At 68.5% G+C, this 15,315-nt stretch carries 13 protein-coding genes; 9 read left to right on the plus strand and 4 right to left on the minus strand.

Going from position 1 to position 15,315, the window contains the following annotated elements; genetic code table 11:
- Positions 1-2: 2 nt before the first annotated feature.
- The 3 genes from LEL84_RS21375 to LEL84_RS21385 are packed head-to-tail and all read left to right on the plus strand — an operon-like array spanning position 3 to position 4,047.
- Positions 3-1,187 carry an MBL fold metallo-hydrolase gene (locus LEL84_RS21375; RefSeq protein WP_165630381.1) on the plus strand — a complete coding sequence of 395 codons (1,185 nt, stop codon included), beginning with the start codon at positions 3-5 and terminating at the stop codon, positions 1,185-1,187.
- Positions 1,184-3,697: an HAD-IC family P-type ATPase gene (locus tag LEL84_RS21380; RefSeq protein ID WP_068972050.1), complete on the plus strand. Its 2,514-nt coding sequence runs from the start codon at positions 1,184-1,186 to the stop codon at positions 3,695-3,697. The genes LEL84_RS21375 and LEL84_RS21380 overlap by 4 nt, the downstream gene beginning before the upstream one ends.
- A gap of 53 nt (positions 3,698-3,750) precedes the next feature.
- Entirely contained in the window at positions 3,751-4,047 is a 297-nt protein-coding gene (locus LEL84_RS21385) for an antitoxin (protein ID WP_068972033.1), read from the plus strand.
- Positions 4,048-4,059: 12 nt separating this feature from the next.
- On the opposite strand, the gene LEL84_RS21390 is transcribed toward LEL84_RS21385, so the two are convergent.
- Positions 4,060-4,680: a DNA-3-methyladenine glycosylase gene (locus LEL84_RS21390; protein ID WP_068972049.1), complete on the minus strand. Its 621-nt coding sequence runs from the start codon at positions 4,678-4,680 to the stop codon at positions 4,060-4,062.
- Here LEL84_RS21390 and LEL84_RS21395 point away from each other — a divergent pair.
- The 6 genes from LEL84_RS21395 to LEL84_RS21420 all read left to right on the plus strand — a co-directional run bounded on the left by LEL84_RS21395 (position 4,658) and on the right by LEL84_RS21420 (position 10,620).
- Complete coding sequence (locus LEL84_RS21395; protein WP_058251681.1) at positions 4,658-5,095, plus strand: SRPBCC family protein; 438 nt, start codon at positions 4,658-4,660, stop codon at positions 5,093-5,095. The genes LEL84_RS21390 and LEL84_RS21395 overlap by 23 nt on opposite strands.
- A gap of 113 nt (positions 5,096-5,208) precedes the next feature.
- A complete protein-coding gene (locus tag LEL84_RS21400) occupies positions 5,209-6,960 on the plus strand; it encodes a substrate-binding domain-containing protein (protein WP_058251573.1) in 1,752 nt (583 codons plus the stop codon).
- A gap of 65 nt (positions 6,961-7,025) precedes the next feature.
- Positions 7,026-7,592 (plus strand): FMN-binding protein, encoded by a 567-nt coding sequence (locus tag LEL84_RS21405; protein ID WP_137810899.1) that lies wholly within the window; start codon positions 7,026-7,028, stop codon positions 7,590-7,592.
- Between the two features lie 38 nt (positions 7,593-7,630).
- Positions 7,631-8,476 carry an FAD:protein FMN transferase gene (locus tag LEL84_RS21410; RefSeq protein ID WP_078113428.1) on the plus strand — a complete coding sequence of 282 codons (846 nt, stop codon included), beginning with the start codon at positions 7,631-7,633 and terminating at the stop codon, positions 8,474-8,476.
- On the plus strand, positions 8,473-10,062 hold the full coding sequence (locus LEL84_RS21415; protein ID WP_226512733.1) for an FAD-dependent oxidoreductase: 1,590 nt from the start codon (positions 8,473-8,475) through the stop codon (positions 10,060-10,062). Before LEL84_RS21410 ends, LEL84_RS21415 begins: the two co-directional genes overlap by 4 nt.
- A 9-nt stretch (positions 10,063-10,071) precedes the next feature.
- The gene (locus LEL84_RS21420) at positions 10,072-10,620 is read left to right on the plus strand and encodes a molybdenum cofactor biosysynthesis protein (RefSeq protein WP_068972031.1); all 549 of its coding nucleotides are present in this window, start codon (positions 10,072-10,074) and stop codon (positions 10,618-10,620) included.
- A 295-nt stretch (positions 10,621-10,915) separates the two neighbouring features.
- Here the strand turns inward: LEL84_RS21420 and LEL84_RS21425 are convergent, their stop codons facing one another.
- The 3 genes from LEL84_RS21425 to pruA form a co-directional block, all read right to left on the minus strand.
- A complete protein-coding gene (locus LEL84_RS21425) occupies positions 10,916-12,175 on the minus strand; it encodes an HNH endonuclease signature motif containing protein (RefSeq protein ID WP_226512734.1) in 1,260 nt (419 codons plus the stop codon).
- A 504-nt stretch (positions 12,176-12,679) separates the two neighbouring features.
- Positions 12,680-13,630, minus strand: a complete 951-nt coding sequence (locus tag LEL84_RS21430; protein WP_165630376.1) for a proline dehydrogenase family protein — start codon at positions 13,628-13,630, stop codon at positions 12,680-12,682.
- Entirely contained in the window at positions 13,630-15,276 is a 1,647-nt protein-coding gene (gene pruA / locus LEL84_RS21435; RefSeq protein WP_078113422.1) for an L-glutamate gamma-semialdehyde dehydrogenase, read from the minus strand. The genes LEL84_RS21430 and pruA overlap by 1 nt, the downstream gene beginning before the upstream one ends.
- Positions 15,277-15,315 lie beyond the last annotated feature (39 nt).

Genomic DNA, 15,315 nt, shown 5'->3' on the forward strand with positions numbered 1-15,315 from the left:
GTGTGAACGTGACCTCCACGACCGGTAGAAAAGGCACCAACGACCTGCGCCGCGACGTCCTCGCGCGTGCGGGTTCGGCGGGAGTGGCGGTGTCCGACGCCGTCGTGGCGCGGCTCGCCGCCGAGGGACTCGGTCCCGCCCGCGCGCTGGGCGCCTCCCGCGACCAGATAGCGCCGCACGTGCGGCGGAGCCCGCATCTGCGGAACGGCGCCTTCGTCAACCCGGAACCCCCGTCGATCGCCGATCCGAGCCTGCAGGTCCTCACCGACATGGCCCGGCGGCCCGGCCGGCCGCGCCGACCGGTCATGGTGACGGTCCCACGCTTCGAGGCCCCCGGCGACCTCGCCGTCACCTGGCTCGGCCACGCCACCGCCGTCGTCGACATCGACGGCGCGCGGGTCATCACCGATCCGGTCCTCAGCCGCCGCTGCTCGCCCAGCCAACTCGTCGGGCCCGGACGCATGCACTCCGCCCCACTGGCGCCGTCACAGTTGCCGCCACTCGACGTCGTCCTGATCAGTCACGACCACTACGACCATCTCGACATGGACACCGTCGTCACGATCGCCGACACCCAGCCCGACGCGGTGTTCGTCACGACGATCGGGGTCGGCGCGCACCTGGCCTCCTGGGGGATCGCGGAAGATCGCATCCGGCAGGCGGATTGGTGGGATGAGGTGGTGGTGCCGACCGGCGCGGGCGAGCTGCGGTTCACCTGCGGTCCGGCGCGACACTTCTCGGGGCGGTGGCTGGAGCGGAACCTCACCCAGTGGGGCAGCTGGGCGATCACCGGACGGGAGCACAAGGTCTTCTTCTCCGGGGACACCGGCCACAGCGAGCGCTTCGCCGATGTCGGCGACCGACTCGGCCCGTTCGACCTCACCCTCATCGCCGTCGGAGCCTACGACGTGATGTGGCCGGACATCCACGTGAACCCCGAGGAGGCCCTGTCGATCCACCGGATGGTCTCGCCCGGTACGGGATCCGACTCGGTCTTCATCCCGATCCACTGGGGCACGTTCAACCTCGCGCGCCATCCCTGGGGGGAGCCCATCGCGCGGTTGCAGGCGGACGCCGGGCCGGACAAGCCGACGATCCTGGTGCCGCAACCGGGCGGTTCGATCGACCTGACAACGCGGACCGGTAGCGGTGTGGCACAACCCAATTGGTGGGAGGCTTCGGCGTGAGCTCGCCCACGGAGATCGCGGACGCCGGCCTGACCGCGACCGAGGTGGCGCAGCGGGTCGCGGCCGGCCAGGTCAACGCGCTGCCCGACCGGTCCGGCCGCAGTGTGGCCGACATCGTCCGCGCGAATGTCTTCACCCGGATCAACGCGATTCTCGGGGTGCTGTTCGCGATCGTGGTGTTCACCGGATCGCTCATCAACGGCCTGTTCGGACTGCTGATCATCGCCAATTCCGGGATCGGCATCATCCAGGAGGTCCGGGCCAAGCGGACGCTCGACAAGCTCGCGATCGTCGGCCAGACCCGACCCCGGGTCCGGCGCGATGGCGAGGTCACCGAGGTACCGCCGGACGAGGTGGTGCTCGACGACATCATCGAGATCGGTGCCGGCGATCAGATCGTCGTCGACGGCGAGGTCGTCGAGGCCATCGCCCTCGACGTCGACGAGTCACTGCTCACCGGCGAGGCCGACCCGATCGACAAGGACCCGGGAGACGCGGTGCTGTCGGGCAGCTTCGTGGTCGCCGGCGGTGGCGCGTACCGCGCCACCAAGGTCGGCGCCGATGCCTACGCGGCCCAGCTCGCGGCCGAGGCGTCGAAGTTCACGCTGGTCTCCTCCGAGTTGCGCTCCGGCATCGACCAGATCCTGCGGGTGATCACCTGGTTGCTGATCCCCGCCGGCGTCCTGACCATCGTCAACCAACTCTTCGTCAGCGACAACGGGTTGCGGCGGTCCCTGCTCGGCATGGTCGCCGCGCTGGTGCCGATGGTGCCCGAGGGGCTCGTCCTGATGACCTCGATCGCCTTCGCGGTGGGTGTGGTGCGGCTGGGTCAGCGACAGTGTCTGGTGAACGAACTCCCGGCCATCGAAGGGCTCGCGCGCGTCAATGTGGTCTGTGCGGACAAGACCGGCACCCTGACCGAGAACGGGATGCGGCTGGCCGAGGTGCGTTCCCTCGGAACGGTGCCCGCCGAGACCGCGGGACAGGTGCTGGCCGCGCTCGCCGCACACGATCCGCGGCCCAACGCCAGCATGATCGCGGTCGCCGAGGCGCATCCGGTCGCGCCCGACTGGGCGGTGACGGCCATCAAACCGTTCACCTCGGCCACCAAGTGGAGCGGGATGTCGTTCCGCGGGAGCGGGGCCGGCCCGACCGCCGGGATCGACGACGGGCACTGGCTCATCGGTGCGCCCGACGTCCTGCTCGACCCGCAGGGCGAGACGGCCCGTCTCGCCTCCGACATCGGCGCCGCCGGACTCCGTGTCCTGCTGCTGGCGTGCACCGACGTCCCCGTCGACACCGAGCCCGCGCCGGGTCAGGTCGCACCGGGGACCGTCTTCCCGGTCGCACTCGTGGTGCTCGAACAACGGGTCCGGCCCGATGCGCGCGGCACGATCGAGTACTTCGACCAGCAGCATGTCGCGGTGAAGGTCATCTCCGGGGACAACGCCCGGTCGGTGGGGGCGGTCGCCGCGTCGCTGGGGCTCGGATCGGCCGAGTCCTCGGTCGACGCGCGCGAGTTGCCCTCGGAGACGGGCGAACTCGCCGACGTCGTCGAACGGGGCGTCACGTTCGGGCGGGTCCGGCCGGATCAGAAGCGGGCCATGGTGAAGGCGCTGCAATCGCGGGACAACACCGTCGCGATGACCGGCGACGGAGTCAACGACGTCCTCGCGCTCAAGGACGCCGACATCGGCGTGGCGATGGGCTCGGGCAGCTCCGCCGCCCGGTCGGTGGCCCAGATCGTGTTGCTGGACAACAAGTTCGCGACCCTGCCGTATGTGGTGGGCGAAGGTCGGCGTGTGATCGGCAACATCGAACGCGTCTCCAACCTGTTCCTGACCAAGACCGTGTATGCGGTGTTGCTCGCGCTGTTCGTCGGCGTCGGCGGACTCCTCGGCGCGCTGTTCGGGTCCGACCCGCTCAGCTATCCGTTCCAGCCGATCCACGTGACCATCTCGGCGTGGTTCACCATCGGCATCCCGGCGTTCGTGCTGTCGCTGGCCCCCAACAACGAGCGGGCCCGGCGTGGTTTCGTACGGCGGGTGCTGCTCAGCGCCGTGCCCAACGGCATCATCGTCGGCCTGTGCACCTTCGTGACCTACGTGATCGTCAACCCCGGCGGCGCCGGGGTCGAGGTCGGCGGGGATGCGGTCGACCTCTCGCCGGCGCAGACCCAGGCCGCCACCGCGGCGCTGATGACGCTGATCGCGGTCGCGGTCTACGTGCTCGCCGTGGTCGCCCGCCCGTACAACTGGTGGAAGGCGGTGCTCCTCGCGGTCTCCGCTGCCGCATACGTGCTGATCTTCGCGTGGCCGTTCACCCAGGACCTGTTCCGGCTCGACTCGTCGAACTGGGGGATGAACACGGTGGCCCTGCTCTCGGCGGCGGTCGGCATCGCGTGTGTCGAGGTCGTCTCGCGGGTGGCGCCCCGATGGGTCGCCACGCATGACAACGATCAGCACGGGGACGAAGCGCAGGTCAGCGGGGTGCTCACGTCCGACCGATAGAATCTGCGGCAAGTGGCCGGAAGGTGTCCGGCACGTCGATCAGAGGAGACGTCATGGATCTCAAGGGACTCGTCAACAAGGCCAGGGCCACGCTGCAGAAGAATCCGAGCCTGATCGAGAAAGGCGGCGACGCCATCGACAAGGTCACCAAGAACAAGTACTCGGGTCAGGTGGACAAGGCGCAGGATGCCGTGCGCAAGGCCGTCGGCGCGCCGGGACAGGGAAATCCGGGACAGACTCCGCCGACCAATCCCACCAACCCCGGGGAGCCGCTACCGGGTCAGCAGAGCCCGCAGCCCCAGAATCCCCGGCCGCAGGACCCCCAGCAGCCGCAGCACCCGCAGCGGTAGTCCGAGTAGTTCTCAGAGCTGCGCCCGCGGATGTCGGCGATACGCCGACACCGTGGGTTCGGCGTCGATCCAGAACCGCCACGCCAGGTCGGCAGCGCGGCGGACCCCGACCCGAGGCCCCGCGACGACGCGTTCCCCCGGAAGCGGTGCCCCGGGGTCGAGGGTGACCGGGGTCGACGGGTCGGCGAGATCGGTGTCGAGGTCGGCCATCGTGATCCCGAGGGCGCGGCACAGGTTGCCCGGCCCGCTGGCGAGCTTGGCGTCGGGGACCGGCCCCGAGCGCGTCGCACCGCGCCGGGCGCGTGCGAGGTCGACGCCGTCGACCACCGCGCCCGCGCGCAGCAACACCGCCGCAGCGGGTCCCGGCCCGGCGACGACGACGTTCGCGCAATGGTGGCCGTGGATGCGATAGACGTACAACCGTCCCGGGGGCCCGTACATGATCTCCGAGCGGGCGGTTCGGGTGTAGGCATGCGACGCCGGGTCGTCGGGACCGGCGTACGCCTCGACCTCGGTCAGCCGGATCGTCACCCCGTGCCCGGTCACCCGCGAGCCCAGCAGCGAACGTGCCTGTTCGGCGGCGGAGGCGGGGGCACTACTCTCTTGGGTCATGGCGAAGACGAGTGACTCCATCGGCGTTGATCTGTCACCGGAAGATACCTGGGCCGCGGCATCGGATCTCTCGCGGTACAGCGAATGGCTGGTGATCCACGAGACGTGGCGCAGCCCGATCCCGGCGTCCGCCGACCTTCGCAAGGGCACCGAGGTCTCCTCGATCGTGCGGGTCAAAGGCACCCGCGTCCGCTTCGACTGGGTGGTCGAGAAGTTCGAGCCGGTCTCGCACGTCCGCCTCAAGGGCAACGGCAAAGGCGGGGTCAAGGCGAAGCTGGATCTGGGCATCGCTCCCACTTCCAGCGGATCGGAAGTAACCTTCACTGTTGATCTGGGTGGGCTGCCGCTGATCGGGCCCGTGGGTAAGACCGCGGCCATGGCGGTGTCGGGGGATCTGCGTAAGTCGCTGCTGAAATTCCGCGAGGTGTTCGGCTGAGCCACGCGTGAACACGCGGGCCGCGACCGCCGATGCGTCGATGTGTCGTGCGGCGACCACGCGAGAGGCGGGTCTGCAGACCGCCGCCGTACGAGGGGAACGGGAAAAGAACAATGGGGCGTCACAGCTCCGGCGCCGATCGCGCCGGAAACGAGTGGAACGGGAACGACCGGTCGGGTGGGGCGGTTCCGCCACGCGCCCAGACTTCATCGGACAGAGGCAGGTCGAACGATGCCCGGTCGGGAAGCGATGACGACTTCGGCTTCGAGCACCGCAACACCGATGGGGGCCGCCGCGGGGGATGGCTGTGGGCGGGTGCGGTCCTGCTGGTCGTCGTAGCCCTGGTGACCGGCGTCATCATTTGGCAGACGGGTGCGGGTGGCTGCGGGGACCGGACTCGGGTCGCCGTCGCGTCGGACTCGGCGATGACCGGTCCGCTGCGCGAGGTGGCGCGGCAGGCGTCCGCGGACTCGTGTTTCGACTACGACGTGCAGACGGCCGCGGGTGCGGATGTGCCCGGCCTGCTCACCCAGGGTGCAGCGGCTCCGGACCTCTGGGTCGCGGACTCGCAGGTGCAGGCTCGCCGGGTGACGACCCAGGTGCGTCGTGACCTCGATATGGTGTCGCCGTCGATCGCGTCGACCCCGACCGTCGTCGCCGGCACCGACGTACCCGAGCTGGGCACCTGGGTCGAGGTCATGAAGTTGCCTGATCTGCGAACCGGCAGCCCGGTGGACACCAGCACCGGCGACGCCCCGATCATCGGTGCTCTCGCCGCGGTCGACTCCGGCGAGCTCGCCGACGAGGACTTCACCGAGGCGATGACCATCCTCGCCATCCAGCAGAACAATGCGCGCCTGGCCAACGACAACGAGGGCACGCGTCTGAACCTGGCCAACACCTCGGGCGTCCCGGTGGTCACCACCGAGCAACAGTTCGATCTGTTCATGCGCACGCACCAGGGTTCGCAGTTGACGTCGACGATCCCCGCGGCGGGCACGGTCATGCTCGACTATCCGCTGGTCAACACGGCTCCCGCGGCGCGCCAGCAGGCGGCCGCCGACGCCGGGGCGGCCCTCGTCACCGCGCTGAACACCGATGCCGGTCGCGCAGCGCTGGCCGACTCGGGATACCGCGACACCGACGGAAACGGTGTCGGTCAGCCGGTCAAGGAACTGGAGCTGCGCGACCCGTCGTCCGTCGACAAGGCATTGCGGCAGTGGCAGGTACTTGGTGTGCCGATCCGCTCGCTGGTCGTCCAGGACACCTCCGGCTCGATGGAGACACCGGCCGGCGGCACCACCCGGGCGGACCTGCTCATCGACGCCTCCCAGACCGGACTCAAGCTCTTCCCCAACAACACGATGATCGGCGGCTGGGCGTTCAGCGTGAACAAGGGCGGGCCCGGACAGGACTGGGAGGAGCTCGCCCCGATCCGCCGCCTCGATGCCCGCTCGGGAAGCGGTACGCATCGGGACGCGCTCGGCCGGGCCGTCGAAGAGGGGTTGTCGGACCTCGGGGGCGGGACGGGTCTCTACGACACGACCCTCGCGGCATTCAAGAAGGTGCAGGACACCTACGACCCGAACTACTCCAACAGCGTCATCATCATGACCGACGGTCAGAACGAGGACCCGGACAGCATCACGCTCGACAATCTGCTCGCCGAACTGAAGCGCCTGGAGGATCCGGCACGACCGGTGCTGGTGCTGACGATCGGTATCTCCGACGATGCCGACTCCGATGCGCTGAAGCAGATCGCCGAGGCCACGGGTGGCACCACCTACGTCGCGGAGAACGCGGCCGACATCCGCACCGTCTTCGTCGACGCCATCCAGGCGAGGGTCGCAGCCGCGGGACGCTGAGACCGTTCGGAACGCGCCGCGGCCGTCGCCGGGACCAATGGCCGCGCAATCGGCACAATTGGCGCATGACGCACACCCCAGAGCCAACCGAGACCCTCGACCCGAGCACGATCGCCGAACCGGGCCCCCGTTCTTCGCGCCCGTCCCGCAGCCCGCGGGGATCGTCCGTCCTCGCCCGCACCGGCGGGGTGGTCGCGGCGATGGCGGTGGTCGGACTCGTGGCGGGCGCATGCTCGTCCGAGGACTCCGGGTCGGACGACTCGGCCACCGGCACGACGACCGGCGCCGCGACGGGCAGCTCCGCTGCCACCGAGGCCGCCGACGCGGGCTCCGGCGAGTACGAGGACGGCGAGTACACGGCGCGCGGTGAGTACATCTCGCCGGGTGGTCCGCAGAGCGTCGGGGTCACCGTCACGTTGTCGAACTCGGTCATCACCGCCGTGTCGGTGGACACCAGCCAGACCAAGGGCCCGTCGCTCGAGTACCAGGGCAAGTTCGCCGGCGGCATCTCCGACGTCGTGGTGGGCAAGAACATCGACGAGATCGAGGTCGACAAGGTGTCCGGCTCGTCGCTCACCTCCGGCGGTTTCAACGAGGCGATCGAACAGATCAAACAGGAGGCGCAGGCCTGACCTCCGTCGGCACCGCGCACCACTGGGCGTTCGATGCGATCGGCACCCGGTGGACGATCAGCACCCCGGAAACACTTCCCGCCGATGTCGTCGACGCGGTGAACACCGAGATCGACCGGATCGACCGGGCCTGGTCACGGTTCCGGGACGATTCGACGGTCGCGCAGATGGCCAGAGAGGCGGGGCGATACCCGATCGCCGACTCCGACCAACCGCTGGTCGACTGGTACCGCCGTCTGTACGGCCTCACCGGCGGCGCGGTGTCGCCGTTGGTGGGGCGCACGCTCGCCGAGGCCGGTTACGACGCGGCGTACACGCTCCGCGCGTCGGCGCGGGTGCCGACGGCGCCGGCCTGGGAGGCGGTGATCGGTGAGCACGTCGGTGCGCTGGAGATTCGCGAACCGGCTCTGCTCGACGTGGGCGCAGCCGGAAAGGGATTCGCGGTCGACCGGGTGGCGGAGATCGTCGGCGGCCACGTCGACGACTTCGTGGTCGACGCAGGTGGGGACATGGTGATATCGCCGCGTTCCCGCGGACTGCGGGTGGCGCTGGAGCATCCGCTGGACACGACGAAGGCGATCGGCGTCGTGTCCGTTGCCGGCGGCGCGGTCTGCGCCTCGGCGAGCAATCGGCGGGTGTGGGCCGACTGGCACCACATCGTCGATCCGCGTACCGCCTCGCCCGCGCGGGAGGTGCTGGCGACCTGGGTGATCGCGCCGTCGGCGATGGAGGCCGACGGCTTGGCGACGGCGCTGTTCTTCACGCCTGCGGCGTTCCTGCGCGGCGATTTTGACCATCACCGTGAGGGATTTCATCACGTGACCATCCGACGCAACGGGAGCGTCGAACACACCGCCATCCCCGGATTGGAGTTGTTCCTGTGACAACGCTTCTGCCGCAGCTGCTCTCGCCGATCGACGCGGCCCGGCGGCACCTGACCCCGTATCGGGCGGTGCTCTGCGGGCTGGTGGTGCTGGCCGCAGTCGCTTTCGTCGTCTCGGCGACCGATGCCGACTTCGGTTACGGTCCGGACGAATTGGCGGTGTGGCTGGTCGTCGCGGTCGGGGTCAGCGGGGTCGTGAGCTACGTCTGCGCCGGCGTGCTGCGGGTGCCGCCGAACTCGGATTCGTGGCTGATCACGGGACTGATCCTGTTCTTCGTCCTGCCCGGCGGCTCGGAGGACACCGCCGTCGCCACCGTCGCGGTGGGCGCCGCCATCGCCGCGGCGTCGAAATATGTTCTCGCATGGCGTCGTCGGCTGATCGTCAATCCCGCGGTCGCGGGTGCGGTCGGTTGTTACGCGCTGGCATACGCCGGTCTCGAGGGCATCAGCTTCCCGTTCTGGTGGGTGGCCGCCGATCCGCTGTTCGTCCCGATGGTCGTGATCGGTGCGGTGGTCGTGACGTTGATCCGCGAGTGGCGACTGGCCCTGGTGTTCATCGGCGCCTCCCTTGTCACGATCGGGGTCGTCGAACTGGTACGCGGCGGCCAGGATCTGTCCACATGGGTGGTGTCGAGTCCGATGCTGTTCGTGGCGGCGATCATGCTGCCCGAGCCGCTGACGTCGCCGGCCACCGAGCTGCACCGACTGTTGTACGCGGCGTTGGTCGGTGTGCTCATGCACTGCCAGTACACGATTGCGATCACCGACGCGTACACGTTGGCGTTCGTGCCCGAGGTGGCGTTGCTCGTCGGATGCCTGTACGCGTTCCTCGTCCGACTGGTGTCGGGCACTGCGCGCCGGGTGCCGCTCGACGTCGTCACCGTCCCGGTTGCCGACCGAACCTACGCGGTGCGCGGTGAACCGGTCGGTGGCGCAGCGGTGTTCCGGGCGGGGCAGTGGTCGAGTGTCAGTGTGCCGCGGTGGTCGGCGCCGCTGTGGTCGGCGCCGCTGTGGTCGGGTTCGCGGCGGGTCTTCTCGTTCGTGTCCGCGCCCGGGCAGCAACCGGTGGAGTTCGGCTTCACCGTCGCCGCGGCGCCGTCGACCTACAAGGCAGCGCTGGTCGACGGCAGCGTACGCCGGGTCTACGTCGACGAGATCGGTGGGGACTTCGTGCTGCCGCGGTCGTTTCCGGCGACCGGATCGGTGGTGTTGATCGCCTCCGGGATCGGGATCACTCCGTTCGTCTCGATGGTGCGGGAGCTGGTGCAGTCGGGCCACGATCTCTCCGGCCTGACCATCGCGCACGTGCTGCGGGATCAGCGGCGTGCCGTACACGCCGATGACCTGGAGAGCGCCCGGGCCGCGAACGCGCGCATTGCGACTGTCGAGGCGCCGGAACTCGCCGACGGGATCGACGATCCCGCCCGGCTCGCCGAACTCATCGGTCCCAGCGCTGCCGGCGCCCACTACTACGTGTCGGGTACGCCTGCGTTCGTCGAACGGACGTCGGCGGCGGTCCGCCGCCTCGACGGTACGGCGCGATCCCGACCGTGGCGTGTCCACACCGACTCGTTCTCCGGATACTGAACGCGTCTGATGGAGTTCGAATACCACTGCGAGATAGTCACCTTCGTCGTCTCGCCGAAGCATGCCTACTTCGGCAGACCGAAGGACGGCCCGGCCGACGAGGTCGAGACCCGTACCCCCGAATCGGTGGAGATCGTCGCCGACAAGGGGATTCGTGGTGATCGCTTCTACGGAATCCGGGCCCACACCGAGGCGGCCGTGACGTTTCTGGCGCTCGAAGCATGGATGGCGGCGGCGGCTGACGCCGATCCTGTTCTGGCCCGCCGCAACGTCGTCGTGCGCGGTGTCGAGCTCGATCCCTTGCGGGGACGGGAGTTCGAGCTGGACACCGGGTCGGGTCCGATCCGGTTCCGCGGCGGACGCCCTGCTCATCCGTGTTCGTGGATGGACACCGTTGCCGGGGACGGGGTGCGCAAAGCCCTGATCGGACGTGGTGGACTTCGGACGCAACCGCTGACGTCGGGGACGCTGAGCGTCGGCCCCGCGGTCATGCGCACCGACGTCGAACTCGACGCCGCCCGCGCCGCCGACCAGGTGCGGCGGGCGCAGCCGATGTAACCGTTACCCCTTGACCCGGGGGGCGAGGTGATGGGTGGCGAACTCCGAAGTGGCTCAGCAGTCTGTCTCCCCGTTCGCAATTGGCGGCCGCCTGACCCGGGACGGACCGTGAGCGGGCACACCGGCCCCTGCTGTTGGCCGCTGTCTGGCGGACGGTGCCCTTGACAGTCGAGCCGGTAGCGCAACGTGCTGAACACCAGCAATCCCACTGTGGAGTTGTCAAGGGACGGACGCGGTCCCGGGCGATGGCCGGGTGCGAAAAGGTGCTGCGCGAAAGTGTGTGTCGGAGGGCCGGTCAGGCGGCGTCGTCGAGTCGCATGGTGCGTCTGTTGTAGGCGGGTAGTGGTCGGCGTTGCGGGTCAATACTGGCGGGTGGGACAAGCCAGGGATGGCGGTCGAAACCCATCACGATGTCCCAGCCGTGGTGGTGGACCTGCGTATGGCAGCGCTGACACAGCAAACAGCCGTTGTCGAGGTCGGTGGGTCCACCGTCGGCCCACGACTTGATGTGGTGCACCTGGGTATGTGACGGTGGTGCACCGCATTTGATGCAGCAGGCGTCGCGCACGATGATCGCTTTGCGTAGGTGTGACGGGTACAACCGGCGGGTGTGACCCATCTGCAGCGGTACGCCCTCACTATCGAGGATGATCTCGGTCAGCGAGCCGTCGCACGACGCTAGTTTCGCGGTGGCATGGCTGACCGATCCGGTCCACGGCAGCGTTGCGAGTTCTCCGGTCGCGGGGATGGTCAGCATCAGTTGCGTGCGTGGGCTTCCGACGGTGTCGATGGTCGCGCCGATCGCTGCTTGGTCGAGGATCAACTCGAAAGCGTCGGCACGGCGCTGCTCGGCGGTTCGTCGATCTTCGGTGCCGTCGGGTTCGGGCCTGGGGCACGAGCGCTCATCGATCATCGTCAGGAACTTCTCGCCCACGACCTGGGTGAGGTCGGCGCGGACTTCGACGCGGCCGTCGTCGGTGGTGTGTGCGTTCACCGAGTTCAAGCTTGCATCGTCCGACGCTCGGATTCCTGCGCCACAAGCATCGGCGAGAGCGTTGCCGATGACGTGAGCATGCTTGAGCACCTCAGTCGGTGTTGCACCGGATAGTGCTTGGGCGATGAGTTCGATCTCAAACCGCGAGCGCTCGTCGCCGGAAAGCGCCTCACCACAACGTCTATCGAGCTCGTTCATGCCGCGGACGATGGCGTCGACGACCTCGCTGGACAGTCTCCCATCGGCGGCATGACGCGCCAAAGCGGGCAGGTTGGGCAGGGCGTCGACACTCCGCATGGTGCGGAGGGCGGAGGCCGGCGCATGTCCAGACTCGATCAGCAGCTTCTTGGTGGTGCTACCGGTCTTCTGTGCGACTCCGAGGGCGTCGAGTTGCGCTGCGTGCGTGGCGATCTGGTGGTCTGCGAGGTTGCGGATCAGGCACCACATGTCGAGGGCGTCGAATGTTGCTCTGCCCGTTGGGTCGTCGGTGGGTGGGGTGGTTCCGATGAGTTGATCGAGGAGAGTGGCTAGCTCTGGCATGACTCCAAGGTACCCGAACATTCGTTCGATTTCGAGGGTTTTCCACAGGCGCGAGACGCGCGAATTCGTCCGCTGTGCAGTGTTTTTCGTTGACTGTGAGTCGATTTGCGTTGACTGTGCAGCAATCGTCGACAGTGGTCGCACTTCAGTCACGCATGATCTCGGATCCTGGCCAATATTCGATCAAGGCAGTCCGAGGGGATTCGGGCTGAGTTTCGTCGCGCGCCGGCGGTGTGGTGCTGCCAAGGAGCGCACTGGACCTCAGCCGGCGGGACTATCTCGCGTATCTGCCCGAATTGTGACCGACAGACTTCAACTCGACTCCCAGACCTCGATCGAAGTCTGCCGGTCGAGTTGAAGTCTGGCGGTCGCCGGCCCACCGCCCTCTGGTAGTTGCTGTGCTCGACCCAGCGGGCGGCTTTCAGCGCTCCGGCAACCGCAGATCCAGCGTTTCGGATCCGGAAGCAGTGGCCCAGTGCCGCACAGTCAACGAAAACCGACGCACAGTCGACTGGTCGGGGGGCCTCATCCGGCCAGCGCGCGCAGAAAGAACCCCAGGTTCGCCGGACGTTCGGCCAGGCGTCGGACCAGGTACCCGTACCACTGCTCGCCGTAGGGGATGTAGACCCGGACGCATGCGCCGGCGGCTGCCAACCGGCGCTGCTCGTCGGCCCGTATTCCGTACAGCATCTGGTGTTCCCAGCTGTCCGGCGCGCGACCGAATTCGTCGGCGAGGATTCTCGCGGCGTCGATCATCCTGGGGTCGTGGCTGGCGACCATCGGATAACCGGAGCCCTTCATCAGTATCCGGAGGCACCGCTGATAGCTGTCGTCGACCTGGCGGCGGTCGGTGAACGCGACCGCGGGCGGTTCGGCATAAGCGCCTTTACACAACCGGATTCGGGCGCCCGACGCCGCGAATTCGGCGCAGTCGTCCTCGGTGCGGCGCAGGCAGGCCTGCAGCACGGTCCCGGTCTCCGGGAACTCGGAGCGCAACGACCGCACGATCGCCAGCCGCTGGTCGACGGTGGTGTGATCCTCGGCGTCCACGGTGACCACGACGTCCAGGCCATCGGCCGCCTCGACGATCGTGCGCGCGTTCTCCTCGGCGATCTTCGCGCCGTGCTCCGGCAGTGCGAGACCGAGCGCGGTCAGCTTCAGCGACACCTCCAACGACCCGGCAGGTGCCGGACGGCGTCCCGACAGAGACTTGAGCAGAGCCAGATACGCGGTCACCGTGGCGTCCGCCTGGGATTCGTCGAGGGTGTCCTCGCCCAGGAAGTCGACCGAGACGGAGAGTCCGTCGGCGAGTTCGGCCCCGACGGCGGCCATGGCGGCGTCGAGCGACTCGCCCGGCACGAATCGGCGGACCACTCGTCCGGTGACCGGCCACCGCTGGGACGCGTCCTTGATCCGCTCGCTGCGCGATGCCGCGACGATCGCGGGCCGCAGCACGGTGTCGAAGACGGACCCCATCACAGCGCCGTCCAGTCGGCGACCATGTGCGGGTACGACGAGGTGGTGGGAGGTGAGAAGGTCTCCTTGATCGTGCGGGTCGAGGTCCAGCGCATCAGGTTCTGCTTCGACCCGGCTTTGTCGTTGGTTCCCGACGCCCGGCCGCCGCCGAAGGGTTGCTGCCCGACCACCGCGCCGGTGGGCTTGTCATTGACGTAGAAGTTGCCCGCCGCGTTCCGCAGCCGGTCGGAGGCGAGCGCGACCGCGGCGACATCGGTCGCCATGACCGACCCCGTGAGTGCGTACTGCGCCGTCGAATCGACCAGGCCGAGAATGTTCTCGTAGTCGGCGTCGTCGTAGACGTGAACCGCGAGGATCGGACCGAAGTACTCTATGGCGAACGCCTCGTCGGTCGGGTCGTCGGACACCAAGACCGTGGGTCGGACGAAGTACCCCTCGGTGTCATCGCAGACGCCGCCGACCGCGACGGTCAGCGACGCCGACGACTTGGCCCGGTCGATGGCCGCGACCTGCTTGTCGAACGCGCGCCGATCGATCACCGCACCACCGAAGTTCGTCAGATCTCGGACGTCGCCATAGGCGAGTTCGTCGGCCTCGCCGAGGAACTCGTCACCCATCCGCTCCCACACCGACCTGGCGACATACGCGCGCGACGCCGCCGAACACTTCTGTCCCTGGTACTCGAAAGCGCCGCGCGTCAACGCCGTTCGCAACGCATGAGGTTCGGCCGAGGCGTGCGCGACGATGAAGTCCTTGCCACCGGTCTCGCCGACGAGGCGCGGGTAGTTCCGGTAGTGCTCGATGTTGGCACCGACCTCACGCCACAGATGACGGAACGTCCTCGTCGACCCGGTGAAATGGATCCCGGCCAGATCCTCGTCGGCGAGAACGACGTCCGAGACCGCGGCACCGTCGCCGTGGACGAGGTTGATCACCCCGGGCGGTAATCCGGCGGCCTCGAGCAGCGCCATGGTCAGCTGCGCGGAGTACGCCTGGGTGGGGGAGGGCTTCCAGACGACGGTGTTGCCCATCAACACGGGGGCGGTGGGCAGATTGGCGGCGATGGCGGTGAAGTTGAACGGGGTCACGGCGTAGACGAACCCGTCCAGTGGACGGTGGTCAAGCCGGTTCCACACCCCGGGCGACGACTCCGGTTGCTCGGCGAGGATCTCACGCGCGAAGGCGACGTTGAACCGCCAGAAGTCGACGAGCTCGCAAGGGGCGTCGATCTCGGCCTGCTGCACCGACTTCGACTGACCGAGCATCGTCGCCGCCGCGATCCGCTCGCGCCACGGCCCGGCCAGCAGCTCGGCGGCGCGCAGGATCACGGCCGCGCGGTCGTCGAAGCTCGTGTGAGCCCAGTCGGGGGCGGCGGCGCGAGCGGCGTCCACCGCGGCGCGGGCGTCGTCGTGGGTGGCGTTGGTGATGAAGCCGAGTACCTCGCGGTGTGCGTGGGGCTGGACGACGTCGATCTCCTCACCCGCCCCGAGGCTCAGGTGGCCGCCGATGATGTGCGGGAACTCGCGGCGGCCGGCATGCGACTGTAGCGCCAGCTCGTCGACGATGCGCGCACGCTCGGGCGAACCGGGGGCATAGCTGTGGACGGGTTCGTTCGACGGTCGAGGGGGAGTGGTGATGGCATCCATGACCTCAGTCCACCGTCCCTTTCGACGTCGCGATATGGC

It is taken from the genome of Gordonia sp. WA4-43, from assembly GCF_020520305.1.
Classification (GTDB): domain Bacteria; phylum Actinomycetota; class Actinomycetes; order Mycobacteriales; family Mycobacteriaceae; genus Gordonia; species Gordonia hongkongensis.

Bases quoted from the DNA above. Each gene is read 5' to 3' on its own strand.
- LEL84_RS21425 (WP_226512734.1), bottom strand. From the start codon at position 12,175: ATGTTCGGGTACCTTGGAGTCATGCCAGAGCTAGCCACTCTCCTCGAT.
- LEL84_RS21405 (WP_137810899.1), top strand. From the start codon at position 7,026: ATGACGCACACCCCAGAGCCAACCGAGACCCTCGACCCGAGCACGATC.
- LEL84_RS21400 (WP_058251573.1), top strand. From the start codon at position 5,209: ATGGGGCGTCACAGCTCCGGCGCCGATCGCGCCGGAAACGAGTGGAAC.
- LEL84_RS21385 (WP_068972033.1), top strand. From the start codon at position 3,751: ATGGATCTCAAGGGACTCGTCAACAAGGCCAGGGCCACGCTGCAGAAG.
- LEL84_RS21420 (WP_068972031.1), top strand. From the start codon at position 10,072: ATGGAGTTCGAATACCACTGCGAGATAGTCACCTTCGTCGTCTCGCCG.
- LEL84_RS21390 (WP_068972049.1), bottom strand. From the start codon at position 4,680: ATGGAGTCACTCGTCTTCGCCATGACCCAAGAGAGTAGTGCCCCCGCC.
- LEL84_RS21395 (WP_058251681.1), top strand. From the start codon at position 4,658: ATGGCGAAGACGAGTGACTCCATCGGCGTTGATCTGTCACCGGAAGAT.
- pruA (WP_078113422.1), bottom strand. From the start codon at position 15,276: ATGGATGCCATCACCACTCCCCCTCGACCGTCGAACGAACCCGTCCAC.
- LEL84_RS21430 (WP_165630376.1), bottom strand. From the start codon at position 13,630: ATGGGGTCCGTCTTCGACACCGTGCTGCGGCCCGCGATCGTCGCGGCA.